At 66.6% G+C, this 17,020-nt stretch carries 18 protein-coding genes and 2 pseudogenes; 13 read left to right on the forward strand and 7 right to left on the reverse strand.

From position 1 onward, the window contains the following. The first annotated feature begins 38 nt into the window (after positions 1-38). The 6 genes from C9E82_RS11830 to C9E82_RS11855 all read left to right on the forward strand — a co-directional run bounded on the left by C9E82_RS11830 (position 39) and on the right by C9E82_RS11855 (position 3,255). Positions 39-287 (forward strand): hypothetical protein, encoded by a 249-nt coding sequence (locus C9E82_RS11830; RefSeq protein WP_119898003.1) that lies wholly within the window; start codon positions 39-41, stop codon positions 285-287. After that, on the forward strand, positions 287-601 hold the full coding sequence (locus C9E82_RS11835; RefSeq protein WP_119898004.1) for a hypothetical protein: 315 nt from the start codon (positions 287-289) through the stop codon (positions 599-601). The genes C9E82_RS11830 and C9E82_RS11835 overlap by 1 nt, the downstream gene beginning before the upstream one ends. 175 nt (positions 602-776) lie before the next feature. Beyond that, a complete protein-coding gene (locus C9E82_RS11840) occupies positions 777-1,631 on the forward strand; it encodes a flagellin N-terminal helical domain-containing protein (RefSeq protein ID WP_119898005.1) in 855 nt (284 codons plus the stop codon). 66 nt (positions 1,632-1,697) lie between these two features. After that, entirely contained in the window at positions 1,698-2,069 is a 372-nt protein-coding gene (gene flaF / locus C9E82_RS11845; RefSeq protein ID WP_240643518.1) for a flagellar biosynthesis regulator FlaF, read from the forward strand. Further along, positions 2,066-2,470 (forward strand): flagellar biosynthesis repressor FlbT, encoded by a 405-nt coding sequence (gene flbT / locus C9E82_RS11850; protein WP_119898006.1) that lies wholly within the window; start codon positions 2,066-2,068, stop codon positions 2,468-2,470. Before flaF ends, flbT begins: the two co-directional genes overlap by 4 nt. Next, positions 2,467-3,255 (forward strand): DUF1217 domain-containing protein, encoded by a 789-nt coding sequence (locus C9E82_RS11855; protein ID WP_119898007.1) that lies wholly within the window; start codon positions 2,467-2,469, stop codon positions 3,253-3,255. The genes flbT and C9E82_RS11855 overlap by 4 nt, the downstream gene beginning before the upstream one ends. Before the next feature lie 260 nt (positions 3,256-3,515). Here the strand turns inward: C9E82_RS11855 and C9E82_RS11860 are convergent. From C9E82_RS11860 to C9E82_RS24785, 4 genes and pseudogenes are all read right to left on the reverse strand, one after another. Then, a pseudogene (locus C9E82_RS11860) lies at positions 3,516-3,635 on the reverse strand (IS5/IS1182 family transposase); the annotation flags it as partial. 26 nt (positions 3,636-3,661) lie between these two features. Next, positions 3,662-4,284: pseudogene (locus C9E82_RS11865) on the reverse strand (transposase); the annotation flags it as partial. A 334-nt stretch (positions 4,285-4,618) separates the two neighbouring features. Further along, positions 4,619-5,083 carry an META domain-containing protein gene (locus C9E82_RS11870; protein ID WP_119898008.1) on the reverse strand — a complete coding sequence of 155 codons (465 nt, stop codon included), beginning with the start codon at positions 5,081-5,083 and terminating at the stop codon, positions 4,619-4,621. Between the two features lie 18 nt (positions 5,084-5,101). Beyond that, on the reverse strand, positions 5,102-5,290 hold the full coding sequence (locus C9E82_RS24785) for a hypothetical protein (protein ID WP_122449281.1): 189 nt from the start codon (positions 5,288-5,290) through the stop codon (positions 5,102-5,104). 208 nt (positions 5,291-5,498) lie between these two features. Here C9E82_RS24785 and C9E82_RS11880 point away from each other — a divergent pair, with 208 nt between their 5' ends. The 4 genes from C9E82_RS11880 (at position 5,499) to C9E82_RS11895 (ending at position 8,591) form a co-directional block, all read left to right on the forward strand. Then, a complete protein-coding gene (locus tag C9E82_RS11880; protein ID WP_119898009.1) occupies positions 5,499-6,056 on the forward strand; it encodes a DJ-1/PfpI family protein in 558 nt (185 codons plus the stop codon). Between the two features lie 25 nt (positions 6,057-6,081). Further along, positions 6,082-6,444 carry a ribbon-helix-helix domain-containing protein gene (locus tag C9E82_RS11885; RefSeq protein WP_119898010.1) on the forward strand — a complete coding sequence of 121 codons (363 nt, stop codon included), beginning with the start codon at positions 6,082-6,084 and terminating at the stop codon, positions 6,442-6,444. A 97-nt stretch (positions 6,445-6,541) separates the two neighbouring features. Then, positions 6,542-7,291: an alpha/beta hydrolase gene (locus C9E82_RS11890; RefSeq protein ID WP_119898011.1), complete on the forward strand. Its 750-nt coding sequence runs from the start codon at positions 6,542-6,544 to the stop codon at positions 7,289-7,291. A 1-nt stretch (position 7,292) separates the two neighbouring features. After that, positions 7,293-8,591, forward strand: a complete 1,299-nt coding sequence (locus C9E82_RS11895; protein ID WP_119898012.1) for a glycoside hydrolase family 15 protein — start codon at positions 7,293-7,295, stop codon at positions 8,589-8,591. Here C9E82_RS11895 and C9E82_RS11900 read toward each other — a convergent pair. Genes C9E82_RS11900 through C9E82_RS11910 form a run of 3 tightly spaced genes read right to left on the reverse strand, consistent with a single transcriptional unit; the run spans position 8,567 to position 13,989 of the window. Further along, positions 8,567-9,823: a glucoamylase family protein gene (locus C9E82_RS11900; RefSeq protein WP_119898013.1), complete on the reverse strand. Its 1,257-nt coding sequence runs from the start codon at positions 9,821-9,823 to the stop codon at positions 8,567-8,569. The genes C9E82_RS11895 and C9E82_RS11900 overlap by 25 nt on opposite strands. Continuing rightward, positions 9,811-12,054 (reverse strand): glycoside hydrolase family 3 N-terminal domain-containing protein, encoded by a 2,244-nt coding sequence (locus C9E82_RS11905; RefSeq protein ID WP_119898014.1) that lies wholly within the window; start codon positions 12,052-12,054, stop codon positions 9,811-9,813. Before C9E82_RS11905 ends, C9E82_RS11900 begins: the two co-directional genes overlap by 13 nt. 24 nt (positions 12,055-12,078) lie before the next feature. After that, positions 12,079-13,989 carry an ATP-binding cassette domain-containing protein gene (locus C9E82_RS11910; protein WP_119898015.1) on the reverse strand — a complete coding sequence of 637 codons (1,911 nt, stop codon included), beginning with the start codon at positions 13,987-13,989 and terminating at the stop codon, positions 12,079-12,081. 657 nt (positions 13,990-14,646) lie between these two features. Between C9E82_RS11910 and C9E82_RS11915 the strand changes: the two genes are divergently transcribed. From C9E82_RS11915 to C9E82_RS11925, 3 genes are all read left to right on the forward strand, one after another. Then, positions 14,647-15,693, forward strand: a complete 1,047-nt coding sequence (locus C9E82_RS11915) for an AI-2E family transporter (RefSeq protein WP_119898031.1) — start codon at positions 14,647-14,649, stop codon at positions 15,691-15,693. A 134-nt stretch (positions 15,694-15,827) separates the two neighbouring features. Beyond that, the gene (locus C9E82_RS11920; RefSeq protein WP_119898016.1) at positions 15,828-16,325 is read left to right on the forward strand and encodes a peptidase associated/transthyretin-like domain-containing protein; all 498 of its coding nucleotides are present in this window, start codon (positions 15,828-15,830) and stop codon (positions 16,323-16,325) included. A 31-nt stretch (positions 16,326-16,356) separates the two neighbouring features. Beyond that, on the forward strand, positions 16,357-16,992 hold the full coding sequence (locus C9E82_RS11925; RefSeq protein ID WP_240643519.1) for a ferric reductase-like transmembrane domain-containing protein: 636 nt from the start codon (positions 16,357-16,359) through the stop codon (positions 16,990-16,992). The last annotated feature ends 28 nt before the right edge of the window (positions 16,993-17,020 follow it).

The raw sequence follows: 17,020 nt of genomic DNA on the forward strand, positions 1-17,020 counted from the left end.
TATGAGTGAATTATTCCCATCCGATTGGAGAAAATTCTATGCAAATCGCGAAACTGCATCCGGGATTGGTCCAGCCACATCCGGATCGCGCCGCCATCGCCCAGCTGGAACAGGCGTTTCTGGAGGAAATGCTGAAATATTGCGGCCCGAAACCGATGGCCGGCGCCTTTTCGGGGGGCGCAGGCGAGGATCATTTCGGCAGCTTTCTGGTCCAGCACCAGGCGGCGATCCTGTCCAGCGCGATCGATTTCGGACTGGCAGCACGGCTGGATGGAGGGAGAGGATGATGGACAGGATCATGCGGAATCTGGAGGATGCGAAAGCGGCGGTCATGTGCGCGAATCCATCTGATGCCACTGTTCATATTGAGAAAATGGTGGAAAACCTGGAGCGCGAAGGCCTTTCGCCCGCGCAGCGGGAGCGCCTGGAGCCGCGCCTGGCCGAACTGCGCGAGCTTGCCGTGGCGGCATTGTCGGGCGCGAAGCAGGCCGTCGATCATGTTCAGGCTGTCCTCGAGGCGGCGAGATCGCTGCAGACTTATGACAGCGACGGGCGGCGGCATGTTGCACCCGTAACGGATCGAGAGCCCAGGCGCTTTTGAATAAAATCTTACAAGAGGAATGTTTGGCAGGAATCACCTCGTTCAGTATTTGTCAATTGCCTGCCGATAGGAAGGTGATCGCACCAGACGGTGCACGGGACGGAAACGTTCCGGGGGGTCAGAAGGCCGATCTTTGCAAACGCGGGCGCAAAGCGCCCATTCACAGGAGGACAATATGTCCAGCATTCTGACCAATAACAGCGCGCTTGTCGCCCTGCAGACCCTGAAGTCCATCAACTCGAACCTGGCCAAGACCCAGAACGAGATCTCCACCGGCAAGTCGATTGCCACGGCCAAGGACAACGCGGCCATCTGGGCGATCTCGAAGGTGATGGAAACCGACCAGTCGGCCTTCAAGACGATCCAAAGCAACCTGAACGTCGCGGATGCGGTTGTCGAAACCGCGCGCAGGGGTGCCGAAGATATCACCAAGCTGCTGCAGGAGATGAAAGATCTGGCGCTTGGCGCGACCAGCGACACCGCGGATTACGCCACGATCTGGGACGACATCGCCCACAAGAGGGACCAGATCACGTCGATCATCAATGCTTCCCAGATCAATGGCGTCAATCTGCTGAGGACCAACGTGGTCGGTACCGAAACCGATTTCGTGGTGCTTGCGTCGCTCGATCGCACCTTCGGGGCTCATCAGACCGACAAGACCAATACGATTACGGTCGCATCGGTGGATTTCGAGGCTGGACTGCAGGCGGATCTTGCCGCCCTCACCCAGTTCACGGATCGGAGCGAGGTGACCGCTTTCATCACCTCCATCGAGGATGCGATCGACGAGGCGACTGCAGGAGCGGCCACGCTGGGTGCTGCCGGGAAACGGATCACCGACCAGGCGAACTTTGTCTCGAAACTGGCGGATTCGCTGACCAGCGGCATCGGTGCGATGGTCGACGCCGACATGGAGGCCGCTTCGGCGCGCCTTCAGGCGCTGCAAACCCAGCAGCAGCTGGGTATTCAGTCGCTGTCGATTGCGAACCAGGCCCCCGCCGCGATCCTGTCGCTGTTCCGCAACTGATAACGGTTTGGGGCACCTTCTGGTGCCCCTTTCCACCCCTCATCCCAGCAGAATAGATCGGGAATCATGACCTTGAACGCGGTTACACCTTTTTCCGAGCGTGCTTATGGAAGCAACGCGTTGCGTAGCGCTCGGGACACCGAGTATGATGTCTTCTCGCGCGTAACTCGCCTCTTGCGAGAGGCCAGCCGCGATGGTCGAGGTCGGGATACGATCTTTGCGGTCTACAAGAACAACGAATTGTGGACCATTCTCGCCACGGACCTGGCCGACCCGGCCAATGCGCTTCCCGGGGAAGTCAAGGCGGGTCTCATTTCGCTCGCCATCTTTTCCTTGAGGCATGGCAAGGCGGTGTTGGCGGGCGACGCGACGATCGATGCGCTGATCGAAGTCAATATCGCCGTCATGAAAGGGCTTCGCGGAGAGGGTGCGAAATGACCGGGCTTGTCTTGAAGCTTGCGCCGAAGGAACGCATCCTGATCAACGGAGCTGTCATCGAAAATGGTGAACGGCGTTCGAAGATCTCGATCAAGACCCCCAACGTCAACGTGCTGCGCCTGAAAGACGCGATTCATCCTGATCATGCCATCACGCCTGTCTCGCGTGCCTGCTACATTGCGCAGCTTATCCTGTCGGGTGATGCGGATGTCACGGAAGGTCGTCGCCAACTGTTGCATGCGGTGGAGCAGCTGAGCCAGGTATTCGACGATCGCGATAGCCGTGCGATCCTGAATGCGGCGAGTGAGCATGTCATTGAAGGAAGCCCATACCAAGCGCTGCGTCGCTTAAGGGAGTTGCTTCCGCGAGAGGCCAGGATACTTGCGGTGCAACGCCAATGATCGGGAAAATCCACATAGGCGCGAGCGGCATTGCGGGATGGAATATCCTGAAGCGGAATGAGGCGCGTCATCTGGAAATTGTTGCAAGAGATCCGCAGGTAACGCGCAGCACGCAATATTTTTGCGACAACATATCGTCTGCTGAAACAGCTGACCAACTTGTAGGCGACTACCGAATGCTCTCCGTGGCGCTTGGCGCATTTGGACTGGAAGCCGATATCGGGAACAAGGCGTTTATCAGGAAGGTGCTGGAATCCGACCTGTCCGATAAAGGCTCTCTTGCCAACCGTTTGGGAGATAAGCGATATCTGCGCCTTGCGGAGGCATTTGGCTATGGTGCGTCGAGTGATGCGCGGAGTTTCGAAGAAGGTTTCGGTGACAGAATATCTCAAGACTATCTGCAGCGAGAGTTTGAGCGACGTGTCGGCGAAGGAGACGAAAATCTGCGCCTGGCATTGAATGCAAGGCGGGAGCTTGAAATATTGCGACAACGTGACTCGAGTGACAAGACTCTCTGGTATGAAGTCCTTGGAAATGCTCCGCTACGCTCGGTGTTCGAAGGCGCGTTCGGCTTCGGGCCGAGCTACGCGAAACTCCCGATAGATCGTCAGCATGCCGAGTTCTCGGCATATTCCAAGAGATTGATTGGAAGCGACTCGTTTTCGGACATTGGTCGTTTGGAAAGCGCTGAAAAGATCATTCGGAACTTTCTTCTCAAGTCGGAAGCCGCAGCTTCTTCGAGTTTTAACAGATTTAGTGCGGCACTGTCTCTGCTGACGAGATAAGAGAGAGGGGGCTTCTTCGATTGGCCTGACGCGGCTTCAGATCTCGGATTATTGCCATGTTGGTTCACTTCAATTGAGATTAACGCAGCGCCCTGTGTTGGGAAGTTGATTTCCTTTTCTTGGTTGGGTTCGTGCGTGGGATTGATCTTGATACGACTGAAGCCGTGGTGTTCGGGAATTTCAAGGCGTGAGCCTGAAAACGATCACATTCTGACCAACTTGTAAGAATGCCGATGCGATCCAGATCCTGCCTTCATGACCGTAACCTGCCCAGCGGTGACGAACAGGCCGATCGGGCGCTCTTGGCTGTCGCAGATGGCGTGAAGCTTGGTGTTCATTCCGCCTTTGGTTCGACCGATCAGGCGACCACGCCCCCCTCGGGATGGGACGGTTCGTTGGCTCCAAGGTCGGTCGGCATTGAGGGTGGCGGATTGCCGGAACCATCCTCATCGTCAGGTGGGGCCGTCTCCGGCTTCGTTCGGAAGCTTTTTCGTGGAAGCCCAGGCCTTGACCAGTGTGCCATCCACCGAGAAGTGATCATCCGACATGAGCGGCGCGACCTCGCGATGGGCCAGGATCGCTGCCATCACCTTGCGCGACATCTCTGTCGTCAGCAACCGGTCGCGGTTCTTGGTGAAAACAGTGGGCCTTCGGCCCGGGGCTTCGTCCGTTCAGGGCTGAAATCCGTCCCCCGGACGGATTTTCCGGGCGCCCTTCACCCCAGACAGGATCATCAATCCCGAGGCCGACGAACCAGCGAAACAGCAGATTATACTGCATCTGTTCCATCAACTGCCGCTCGGATCGGATCGAGAACAGGATTTGCAGCAGGCTGGCCCGGATCAGACGTTCGGGGGCGATCGAGGGGCGACCGCCCAGGGCATAGAGCGGATCGAATTCCCCATCGAGGCTGGCAAGCGCTTCATTCACCACCTGCTTGATCTTGCGAAACGGGTGCCCGGACGGGATGCGTTGCTCAAGGTCTACATAGCTGAAGAGCGACCCGCTCGCCTCGTCCGATCCCCGTATCCACTTTCCCTCTCGCCTTGCAGGGATCGTGAACCATGTTCTGCCCGAACGTCGAGACCGGCGTTTTCAGCGACGTGCTAAAGGCAAACGACGGCGCACCGGTCATAGCGGGTCGCGGCGTCGAGCCATCGAGGCGCCATCGGTTCGAGCCCGATGGCGAGGGCCTGTCCTCGAGCCTGCTCATGGCACAGTCTCCTCGCGGAGCCTGAAACATGCCGATGCGGCAGGATCGATGGGTCCGGACCTTGCTCTTGGGAAAGCAGCTTCCTCGCGCTTGGCGGGAAGTGTCGCCACCGCTGGGGGCATTTGGGCGTGAAGCCTCGATGACGCCGAATTACTGGCTGCCCCGTGCTGCGTCCAGCGCGCTGACGCCGCTGTCTGCTCGGACACCATATTCGAAGATCAGCCAGGTGGAGGGAGATTTCACTTTCAGCACGCCGCCGTAATATTCCATCTCGGTCGCCGATTGCAGCACCGACAGGAAGCGATTCTCGAGCCGGGAATCCTTGCATGCCATCTCTGTCGACACGATCGGCGACAACGACACCTGTGGCAAGTCCACATTGTTTTGGGCCGAATAACTGTTGCAGGGTCCCTGGCCAGAGATCCGATACTCCTCGACCAGCATCGTGACATTGCGCAGGGGAACGGTCCCGCCGTCCATTCCCACCAGAACGTAATTGCCGCCGGGAATGAAACCGCGATCCTCTCCTGGCGGCGCGGCGGGTTCACATGCCGCAAGTGCGAGGATTGCAGCCGCGGGCGAAGCGGCAAACCCGAAGCGGTAGGGACCGGGCATGGAAGTCTCCCTGAACGATCAATCCAACGGGAACGCCGGAAATCCGGATTGGTTCCGCGTGCCCGCCGTCATCCCTGCCCCGTGCGTCGCCGCATCCGCCGGGTTGCCGGACCAGCGCGAGATCTCGATCGCCAGCCGCACTCTTTCAGCGAGGTTCCCGGCCCGGCTGGCGCTGGGATGCGTCGATACGAAATCGGGAACCATCATGCGGACCGCCAATCCCCTCGCCGACGGGGGCAGGATCGACCGCAGGCAGGCGACGCGATCGGGGTGCCCGAGGGGATACAGGCCGTGCCGGGCGGTCGAAAAGGACGATACGGCGTCCGATCTTGGCAAGCGTAGTATCCGGCTAACACCCGTTTCCGGCCTTCTTGGCCTAGGCTTCGGATATACCCATCGGCAAGGAGGATGCGAGATGGCGAAGATCCTGATGATCACCGGCGACTTCACCGAGGATTACGAGACGATGGTCCCGTTCCAGACGCTTCTGGCCTGCGGCCACAGCGTCGACGCGGTCTGCCCCGGCAAGGCGGCGGGCGATACGGTCAAGACCGCGATCCACGATTTCGAGGGCGACCAGACCTATTCCGAAAAGCCCGGCCACAATTTCGCGCTGAACGCGGATTTCGACGCGGTGGACGCCGCCGGATACGACGCGCTGGTGGTGCCCGGCGGCCGGGCGCCCGAATATCTGCGCATGAATCCGGACGTGCTGGCGAAGGTGCGCCACTTCTTCGAGGCGGGCAAACCCGTCGCCGCGATCTGCCACGGCGCGCAGCTTCTGGCCGCCGCCGGGGTGCTGGAGGGGCGGACCTGCTCGGCCTATCCGGCCTGCGCCCATGAGGTGACGGCCTCGGGCGGGACCTTCGCCGATATTGCGGTGACAGAGGCGGTGACCGATGGCAATCTGGTCACCGCGCCCGCCTGGCCCGCCCATCCGGCCTGGCTGAAGCAGTTCATGGCGCTCATCTGACATCAACGGGAAGGGAGGCCCCGCGATGTGCGAACTCTTCATCAAGGCCGATGCCGCGCAATGGCAGAGCCGCACCCACAGCCTGCGCATCGACGGGGTCGCCACCTCGATCCGGATCGAGAACCATTTCTGGGACACGCTGGCCGAGATCGGCGCCCGCGACGGCATGACCGTCGCGCAGCTGATCACCCGGCTGTGGCACGAGGCGATGGATGCCGATCACGACCTGGGCAATTTCACCTCGTTCCTGCGGGTCTGCTGCGCGCGCTATCACGCGCTGATGGCAGCGGGCGAGATCTCCGCCGATCCGCATGTGCCGATCGCCGGCCATCCCGCGCAGGAGATCCTTGCCCGCGAGGGGGTCAGGCGCAGGCTGCGGATGAACTGACATGGCGCCTCTTGCCTGGGTGCCGCGGGCCGGAAATCTTCGCGCCTTCATGCAGGTGACGGCTGGACCCGGCCCCGGATCGGGGTAGAACAGGGGCATGACACAGTCGCGAAACATCTGGACCGATGCTGCCCGGCGCCTTGGCGTTCCGGCCGCCACCGGTCCCATTCCGATGGTCGTGGCCGAGCCGGAGGGCCGGCCGAAGGGCACGGTGCTGCTGGTTCACGGCCGGAACGGCGCGCCGGGGCAGCCGCAGATCGCCGAGATCGCCGAGGCCTATCTGGCGCGGGGCTGGCGGGTGGCTGCGCCGGAGCTGCCGCATTCGGCGGCCCTGCCCGAATCCGGCCCGCCCGAGCAGGTGACATTTGCCGGCCATACCCGTGCCGCGGCCGAGGCCTGGGCCTGGGTCGCGCGGCAATGGCCCGATGGGGCGCGGGCGCTTGCCGGGCACAGCCTGGGCGCCTACGCGATCGCCCATCTTGCCGCCGGGTCGCCGGATGCGCATCACGTCCTTGCCGTCTCGCCGCCCATGTCGGGCCGGGTCCTGCTTCTGGCCCGCGAGGCGATGGGACCCGCCGCGATCGAGGCCATCAGGCGCGACGCGCCGGCCTATCTTGCCGAGAGCCCGACGGCGGATGCCGAACCCGCGCTGAACCGGATGGCGGCGCCCCTGGCCGTCGTGACCGGCGCGGCCGACGGGCTGATCCCGCTGAAGGATGCCCGCGCCTATTTCGCGGCGGCCCCGAATGCGCGCTTCTTCGCCGCCCTGCCGGACGAGCATCACTGCCCGGCCGGCGCGGCCTGCGGCCATATGCTGGCCGCCGCTCTTTCGGCGCTTGGCGCCTAGGGTGAGCGTGCCCGATCCGGGCTGGATCGAGGCGCAGCGGCTGGGCTGTGCGCGTGCCATGCGCAACGCCTGCTCGGCCAGGCATCTGATCCGCCGCCGCGAGGGCTTCGGCTGGACCGTCCGGCCCGCTGCCGGGTCGATCCTCGCCTCGCCGCGCGTGGCGGGCTGGGACCCCGAGCCGGATTACTTCCACCACTGGATCCGCGATTCCGCCATCGTCCTGCGCGCGGTGCCGCTGGCGATCCGCGCGGATCCGGGGTCGCGCCCGTTCTGGCTGCGCTTCGTCGCCGATTTCATCGGCTTTTCGCTGTCCATCTCGGACCCGGATCGCCGCGGACCGGCGACCAATCCGCTGCGCGCCTCGACCCGGCCGGACCACGGGAAATTCCTGCGCCCCGATGCGGAACTGGCCGCCCTGTCGGGCGATGCGTGGCAGCAGGAGCCGCGGGTGGCGGCGGATGGATCGCCCGACCTCGAGCGCTGGAGCCGGCCGCAGGACGATGGTCCCGCCCTCAGGGCCTCGGCGGTGATGGCGGTGCTCAAGGACCTGCCCGAGACCGCTTCCCGGCAGGCCGAGGTCCTGATCGCCCGCGACCTTGCGCATGTCCTGCAGGTCGCCGGCCGACCCTGCATCGGCCCCTGGGAGGAAGACCCGCCGCGCCGCGCCAGCTTTACCCTGCTGGTGCAATGGGATGCGCTGGATCGCGGCAGCGCCCGCTCATCGCCCCCGGATCGCCGGATGCGGGAGGCCGCCGACCGGCTGGCCGCGCTGATCGAGACGGCGCGGGACGGCACCACCGGCGGCTGGCGCGAAAGCATCGAGGCGCCCGAGGGCCGGCTGGACAGCGCCACCTGCCTGGCCCTGTTGCACGCCCGGCGCAGGCATGGCCCCTTCGCGCTGACCGCCCCGCGAACCCGCGCGACGGCGGCGGCGCTGGAGGAAACCTTTGCCGGGCTCTACCCGATCAACCGCGGAAGACGCGCGCCCGCCATCGGGCGTTGGGCCGCGGACGCCTATTTCGGCGGCAATCCCTGGTATCCGGCGACGCTTGGCTTTGCCGAGCTGCATTATCGGATCGCGGCGGAAACCGGCGACACGGACGCCTTCGCCAAGGCCGAGGCATGGATGCAGCTGATCGAAACGGTCGCGCCCCGGCCCGCCGGCCCGCTGCCCGAGCAGTTCGACCGCAGCACGGGCGCGCCGGTCTCTTGCCTGGACCTGACCTGGTCGGCAGCCGCCTTCCTGGAGGCCGCCGCGGCGCGGGACGCGGCGCTTCAGGCGCTGGCGGGCGCCAGGTAGGGGGCGGTGAAGCCGAGGGCGCGCAAGCCGCGCTGCACCTCGGGCCGGTTCGAGACCAGCCGCCAGATCAGCCCCGAGCGGTGGTTTTCCAGCCCGATGACGATGGGCGCCTGGTCGATGGCCAGCCGGCTTTCGGCCGCCCAGTCCTGCGCCGGGCAGAAGGCATCGACGAAGCCCGCCTCGCCCCAGATCCAGCCGCCCAGATCGTCATGCAGGTGGCGCAGCACCGGCATCGCCTCGTCCGGCGCGAAGGGAATAGAGCCGAGCGCGGCGGTGGGGGTGATGGTGCCGGTATCCTCGGTCGGCGAATGCGCGACATAGCCGGCCGGATCGTCGCTGGCGGTCAGGCCCCAGCAATCCGGGCCGTAGCCCTTCCAGCCATGCGGATTGCGCAGGCAATGGTGGCGGTTGACCAGCGCATGGGCGCGGGCCTGCGCGCCATAATCGGCATGGGCGTCGCGCAGCCCGCGCGGGTCGATGCCCAGGAACGGATATTGCGACAGAAACAGCGGCCCGCCCCAGTCGGGGCCAAGTGGCGGGGTCGTTCCGCCATAGCTGCGGCCGTTGCGGAAGGTCGGCGTCCGCGCCCAGCTGTCGTGATAGGGCGCGGCCGGGATCGGATGGCTGCGCGAACCGGCGGCAAGGACGAAGACCGGAAAGGCCTCGTTCCAGCCGCGGATCGGCAATGCATCGGGCCGCCACGGGCGGTCGGGGTGGCGATGCCACATGAGCGCGCCGTCGCCCCGCAGATGCGCGGCCCAGTTCACGGCGTCAAACAGCGCCTCGATCCGGGCGACCAGCCAGGGCTCGTCGCCGAAAAAGGCGGCGGCGCCCAGCAGGCCCAGCATCAGGAAGGCGGTCTCGACCAGGTCGCCGCCATCGTCGCCGGGCATGAAGGGCAGCACGCAGCCGGTCGTGCCGTTCATGAAATGCGGGAACACGCCCTCGAAGCGGTCGGCGCGCTCCAGGAAACCCACCAGCCGCTCGGTCCGGTCCAGGATCTCGCGCCGCGGCCGCCAGCCGCGTTCGGCGGCGACGATCTGCGCCAGCAGGCCGAAGCCGGTGCCGCCGGTGCAGACGGTTTCCGCGACGTCATAGCCGAAGGCGCCGGCGCTGCGTTCGCGCGCCATGCCGCTGACCGGGTGGCTCCAATCGAGGAAATAGAGCGCCGTGGCCTGCGCCACCCGGTCGCGCAAGGCGGCATCGTCGAGGCCCCGGATCAGTCCAGCCATGTCAGTTCCACCATCTGGGTGTCGCGGCTGTTCGGGCCGACATGCAGCTGGATCAGGCCCGGATCGCGCAGCCATTCGGCATCCTCCAGCGAGGGGGCCAGCGGATAGCGGAACTGGTCGGCGGTGACCTGGAACGCGACCTCGCGGCTTTCGCCGGGGGCAAGCGCCACCTGCGCGAAATCGATCAGCTTGCGGGCCGGCCGCGTGACGCGGGCCACGGGGTCGCCGGCATAGAGCTGGACGGTCTCGATGGCCGGGTGGGGGCCGGTATTCTTCAGCGTGATCCGCAGCTGGACGGCCTGGCCGGCATGGGCCGCGTCATGGGACAGGCCGGGCGCGGCGTAATGGACCCGGCCATAGCCCAGGCCGAAGCCGAAGGGAAAGCGCGGCGCGTCGTCGGGCAGGTCCAGCCAGCCGGTGCGGAACTTGGCGAAGCCTCCGGGGAAGGGCCGGCCGGTCGGGTCGCTGGCATGGGACAGCGGCACCTCGCCCGGATGCGCGGGCAGCGAGACCGCAAGCCGCCCGGCAGGCTGGGCCGCCCCGAAGATCAGATCCGCCACGCCCTCGGGCCCCGCCACGCCGCCATGCCAGGCATAGAGCAGCGCATCGGCCTGCCCCGCAACCTCGCCGATCGCCAGCGGGCGCCCGGCAAAGACCACCACCAGCACGGGCTTGCCCGTCGCCGCCAGGGCGGCCAGCAGCCGGCGTTGCGGGGCCGGCAGGTCCGGCGACAGGCGCGAGGAGGATTCGCCCGCATGTTCCTTCGCCTCGCCCAGGGCCGTGATCACCACATCCGCCGCGGCGGCCATCGCCACGGCCTCGGCCAGCAGTTCGGCCTCGGGGCGAGGATCGCGGGTCACGGTCACGCCATGGACGTTCAGGCGCCGCTCCAGCCATGGCTCGTCGACGATATTCGCGCCCCAGGCAAGCGCCGGGGCGCGGCCGGTCAGCGCGGCCACGGCCTCGTTCAGCGGCACGACATCCTCGGCCCGGCCCGCCACGGACCATGTGCCCAGCATGTTCGACCGGTCGGCGGCGAAGGGACCGACCAGCGCGACCCTTGCATCGCGGGCAAGCGGCAGCAGCCCGTCATTCTTCAGCAGCACGGCGGATCGCGCGGCGGCCTGTCGCGCCAGCTTGCGCCCATCCTGCCGCGACGGCGCGCGAGCCGTGCCCTTTAGCCCCCGGAAGGGATCGTCCAGCAGGCCCAGCCGCGCCTTGAAGTCCAGCACCCGGCGGCAGGCGCTATCCACCAGTTGCGCGATCTGCGGCGCGGCAAGGGAAATCCCGGCCTCGGGCGCCTGCAGCCCGTCGCGGGCCAGCGCGGGCAGTTCGCGCAGGTAATCCTCGCCCACCATGTCCATGTCCACGCCGGCATGAAGCGCCCGCGCGACCGAAACCGCGGCCGGGCCCAGCCCGTGCGACACCAGCTCTCTCACGCCGGTATAGTCGGAAACCACCAGCCCGTCAAAACCCTGCCGGCCGCGCAGCCAGCCCTGGATCAGCGGGCCGTTCGCATGCATCGGCAGCCGGTTCACCGCGTTGAAGCCCACCATCAGGCTGGCCGCGCCCGCCTCCAGCCCGGCGGCGAACGGGGGGAGGTAGGTTTCCAGCAGATCCTCCCAGGCGAGGCTGGCATTGTCATAGTCCCGGCCGCTTTGCGGCGCGCCATAGGCCACGAAATGCTTGAGGCAGGCCGCGACGCGGCCGGGATGGCCCAGGCCCGGCCCCTGGAACCCGCGCACCATTGCCGCCGCGATGCGTGCGGCCAGCAGGGGATCCTCGCCGGGACCTTCGGCGACGCGGCCCCAGCGGGCATCGCGGCTGATGTCGATCATCGGCGCATAGACCTGATGCAGCCCCTCGGCCGCGGCCTCGGCGGCGGCGAAACCGGCCGTCTGTTCGATCAGTTCCATGTCCCAGCTGCAGGCCAGCGCGATGTTCAGGGGAAAGACCGTGCGATGCCCGTGAATGACATCCTCGGCGAAGAACAGCGGGATGCCCAGCCGCGATCCGGCCAGGGCGCGTTCCTGCATGGCGCGGGCCGTCGCCAGGGACTTGGTGCCGAAGATGGCGCCGACCTGTCCCGCCTCCAGCCGCCGGGACAGCAGGCTGGGCTGCCTTGCGCCGGTCAGCAGCCCCTCGCCAGCCGCCAGCAGGTTCAGCTGCCCGATCCGTTCCTCCAGCGTCATCCGCGACATCAGATCATCGACGGCCGCGTGGCTTTCCATGCGCTTCCTCCTGTCGCAGCAGGCCTATTGCGCGGCGTGGCGGACGGCATCCAGGTCGCCCGGCAGGACCGGGCGCAGCTGGCCGACGCCGTTGCGGATGTCGAGCACGGAAGAATAGAACGGCTCTCCATCCGGGTCATGAGGCGCGGATTCGCCATGCAGCACCGCCAGGACCGCGGTCCGGGGCAAGAACTCGCACAGGGTCATGTGGAAGTCCACGACGGCATCGACATCCAGCGCGGCCGTCGCCTCGTCCAGCAAGAGGATATCCGGCTTGGCCAGCAGGATGCGCGCCAGGACCAGCCGCTGCTTCTGCCCGCCCGACAGGACGTTGCGCCAGTTCTTGCCCTGGTAGAGATCGTCCTCGAGGCAATGGATGAAGGCGCCCAGGCCGACCGAGGACAGCGCGGCGGCGGCGGCGATGTCGGAATGCTGCTCGGGCAGGTCGGGATAGGTCACCAGCGCCTTCAGCGACAGCCGGTCGGGCAGGTCGGGCTCTTGCCCGGCGAAGAACAGCCGCGCCCCCTGGCGCATCGCGACGCGCCCCTCGCCATAGGGCCAGATCCCCGCCACGGCCTTCAGCAGGCTGCTTTTTCCGCAGCCGTTCTGGCCGTTCAGATAGATCCGGTCGCCGGGATAGAGCCGCAGCCGCGGCACCGCCAGGAAGGCCGGCGTATCATGGCCGCGATGGTGCAGGCGCAGATCCTCCAGCGCCAGCACCGGCCCCTTCGGGCTGCGGAGATGCTGGAAGCGGCTGATGCCGGTTTCGGCATAGAAGGCCTGCCGTTCGCGCACGCGTTCGATCGCGCCGGCAAGCTCGGTCAGGCGGCGGGCATTGGCCTTCAGCGTGGCGATGGCCGGCATCACGTTGATGAACCAGGACACGTCGCCGATCAGCTCTGCCGTCAGCTCGCTGCTGGCCACGAAATCGCGGAAGTTCAGGTTGCCCGCCATATAGGCCGGCAGCGCGGGCAGATAGGCCAGCAGGCGGGTGGACAGGAAATTGTAGAGATTGGTGAACAGCATCATCCCCGATGTCAGCCAGTTCTGCTTGCCCCAGGTCCGGTCCAGCCCGGCATAGAGCTGCCCGTTGATCCGGCTCTGGGCGCGTTCGCCGCGGGCGGCGGCCAGCTGGCTGACCCTGTTCAGCATCACCCCCCATTCGCCGCGCCAGGCGCCGTCGCGGCGCTGGCGCTGGATGCTCAGCCGCTCGATGATCCGCCCCAGCTTCCAGGCCAGGAAGGTGATGGCCGGGACATAGACGACGATCAGCGTCAGGCTGAGCAGGGCCGAGCCGTAGACGCCGGGCACCAGGTCGACCGGGATGCCCGCGCGGGCCATCGCCTCGTTCGCCTGCGCGCCCCAGCGATCCAGGAACGGCACCGCCTGGCTGCGTTCCAGCAGGGCGGCGAAGACGAAATAGATCGAGGTGATCGCCCCCCACAGCCCCATCGCCAGCCCGATGATGCCGCCATAAAGGCTGGCGGAACATTCGTCCACGCGCTGGTCGATGGCATCCGGCATCCGCGAGGTCCCCCCGGCCTCGGAGCGGTCGCTCATCAGGTCCAGGGCGACGCGCTCGTCGGCCAGGATCGCGTCGTTGAACTGCCCGACCAGCCATCCCCGCGCCCGGCGATGCAGCGTGGCCGAGATATAGTGCCGGACCGCCACGCCGGTGGACCGGCCCAGGAAGATGGCCAGATAGGCGGCGGCGGCCAGCAGCACGGTGCGCCCCGGATCGGCCCCGGCCTCGGGGGAATGGAAATTCACCAGGGACGCCAGGAAGTCGGCGCTGGCGATGGCGACCCAGACGCTTGCCTTGCTGAGCAGCGTGGTCATCGCAAGGACGACCACGGTCAGCAGCCATGCCTCCCGCCAGCGTTCCGATGTCCAGTACGCGAACAGAAGTCCCCAGAAACCACTCAGACGTTTCACACGCGCTGCCTCTTGGGTGCCGAGACACGGTCATCCTGTCCCCTGGCGACGCGCGGTCGCCATGGGCCGGTTTCGGCACATTTTCGTAATTTTTCCGGCCGCTCCGCCCGACACTTCCGCCTTGCGGCCTGTCTGTCCGAAAAGCATAACAAACATGCATATAGGCGGTAAACCGCCGATATGCCTTCGATGGTTGTATTATTGGCTAGGTGATCATCCGACGGTGATTCGCCGCCCCCCACCCGGCGGGCGACCTGGCCATGCCCTCGATCCGGCAGGCCACCTGCCGAGCGGGGCCGAGCCCCCGCGCCGCGGCCAGGCATTTGCGGCAAGCGTCTCATAGCGAACTGGAATATCTGAAAAAGCTCGGGTTTCCCCGGCCGCGCCCCTGTCGCCGGATCGCGGCGCGTTGGGCGAAGGCACGAGCGGGGCCAGGCCCCGCCATGGCCGTTTCGCGGCCGCGCGCCGCCTGGCCTCCGGGGCGCCGGGGCTGTTGCGCTTGTGCCCCAGTCGGGCCGGAAACCGCGCCATCACGGCATTTTAATCTTCCAGGCCGCCGCCGCCGACGGCCGCGGAGGGGTCGCGCCGCACCTGCCGGTCGCGGATGCGATCTGATAGAGAGGGCGGGCGACGGGATGCCAGGGGGACATGCGGCGGATGAAAAAGCGGACGATTCAAGAGGTCAGCCTTGTCACGCTTCTTCTGCTGACGACCGTCGCGCTGGTCTGGGTGGTGCTGCCCTTCTATGGCGGCGTGCTGTGGGCGATCATCCTGGCGATCCTGTTCAGCCCGCTGCACGACCGGCTGGAGCATCTGCTGGGCGGACGGCGCAACCTGGCCTCGCTGCTCAGCGTCTTGGCCTGCATCTTCATCGTCGTCCTCCCCGCCACGCTGATCCTGGGGGCGCTGGCCCGGCAGGCGACGGGCGTCTACCAGAGCATCAGCTCGCAGGAACTGGACCTGGCGGCGATGATGGACCAGTTCCGCGGCGCCATGCCCGCCTTCGTGCTGGACGCGCTGTCGGCGATGAACCTGGGCAGCTTCGAGGAGATCCAGTCCCGGCTGGTGTCCTTCGTCGGCCAGGCGGCGCAGTTCATCGCGTCGCGGGCGATGGTGATCGGGCAGGGGGCGGCGCAGTTCTCGATCGGCCTCGGCGTGATGCTCTACGTGCTGTTCTTCCTGTTTCGCGACGGCCGGGAACTTGCGCAGTCGATCGGCACCGCCAGCCCGCTGAGCGCGCCGCATACCCGGCACATCATGCAGAAATTCGTCGACGAGGTGAAGGCGACCGTTACCGGCAACGTGATCATCGCGACCATCCAGGGCACCATCGGCGGCGTGACCTTCTGGCTGGTCGGGATCGAGGCCGCGCTGCTGTGCGGCGTGATCATGGGCGTGCTGTCGCTGCTGCCGGCGGTGGGCGCGTTCCTGGTCTGGCTGCCCTTCGCGGTCTTCTACCTGGTCACCGGGGAATACCTGAAGGGCCTGGTCATCATGGGGGTCGGGGTGTTCATCATCAGCACCATCGACAACCTGCTGCGCCCGCCGCTGGTCGGCAGGCGCAGCCGGTTGCCGGATTACGTCGTCCTGGTCTCGACCCTTGGCGGGATTTCGCAGATGGGGATGAACGGCTTCGTCGTCGGCCCCCTTGTCGCGGCGCTGTTCATCGCGGTCTGGAGCCTGTTTCGCGACGAACAATCCTAGGGTTCTGCCTGCGGGGGACGGCCCCGCCGCCCGGTCGCGGCCCCCCAGTCACGGCATTGTGCAACGCTTCGTTTCTTCCGATGCGGGCTTTGCGTGTAAGCTTCGGGATGCGCGAATGGCAAAGGAGAGCGGAGATGCAGTCCCCTTTCTACAACCGTCGTCTCTTCCTCGCGGCGGCCGGCGTCACCGGCGCGGCGACCTTGTTGCAGGGGCCGCTGGGGGCCCTGTCGCCGGCGCTTGCACAGGGTCTTGCGCCGACCCCGTCGATGCGCGGCGGAAGCAACAACTACATGCCCCGTGCGCCGCTGGTCGAGCGTCTGGGATCGGGCTTCTGGGTGACGGGCAGGGTGCGCCGGGCGGGCGACGGGGCGCCGTTGCAGGGCGTCCGCATCCAGATCTGGGCCGCGACCACCCTCGGGGGCGAGCGCGAGCCACGCAACCACGGCAGCGTGCTGACCGGTGCCGATGGCAGCTTCCGGCTGGAGATGGAGCAGATCGTGCCGAATTTCGGCCAGCCCCATGCGCATCTGGCCTATGACGACGGGACCTATCAGACGGTGTTCCTCCGGCCGGTGATGCCAAGCGCGCAGGACCGCTCGGTCAGCGCCGATTTCGTGCTTGCACCGGCCTGAGCGGGGCGTTCGGCAGGGCATGGCCTCCCCGGTGCCGCGCCTCCCGGCCCTTCTGATCCGCGGCGGGCTGCTGGCCGCCATGGCCGCGCCGGTTCTGATCGCCGCGACCAGCCCCTATCTTGCCTATCGCAGCCTTGCCTATGTCATCGGCGGCTTCGCGGGCATCCTCTGCCTGTCGCTGCTGCTGATCCAGCCGCTGCTGGCGGCGGGATACCTGCCCGGACTGGTCTGCGCCCGGTCGCGCCGGTGGCATCGCCGGATCGGCACGGCGATCCTCGCCTGCGTCGCGGTCCATGTGGGCGGCCTCTATCTGACCAGCCCGCCGGATACGCTGGATGCGCTGCTGCTGGTCTCGCCCACGCCGTTCTCGGTCTATGGCGTGCTGGCGATGTGGGGCATCGCGGCGACCGCCCTGCTGGTGGCGCTGCGCCGCCGGCTGGGGCTGCGCTATTCGACCTGGTTCCTTGTCCACAACCTGCTGGCGCTTGTCGTCGTGATCGCCACGGTGATCCACGCCCTGCAGATCGAGGGCGCGATGGAGATCCGGTCGAAATGGGCGATCTGCCTGGCCGTCCTGGCGGCGACGGCGGTGGTGCTGCTGGACCTGCGGGTGATCCGGCCCCTGCTGCGGCGGCGCGGGACGGCCGCAGGGCCGGGCCCGGATTGAGACCGGCCCCGGCCGCCCGCCTTTGTGC

This window comes from Paracoccus sigandri (genome assembly GCF_003709565.1).
GTDB lineage: Bacteria > Pseudomonadota > Alphaproteobacteria > Rhodobacterales > Rhodobacteraceae > Paracoccus > Paracoccus siganidrum.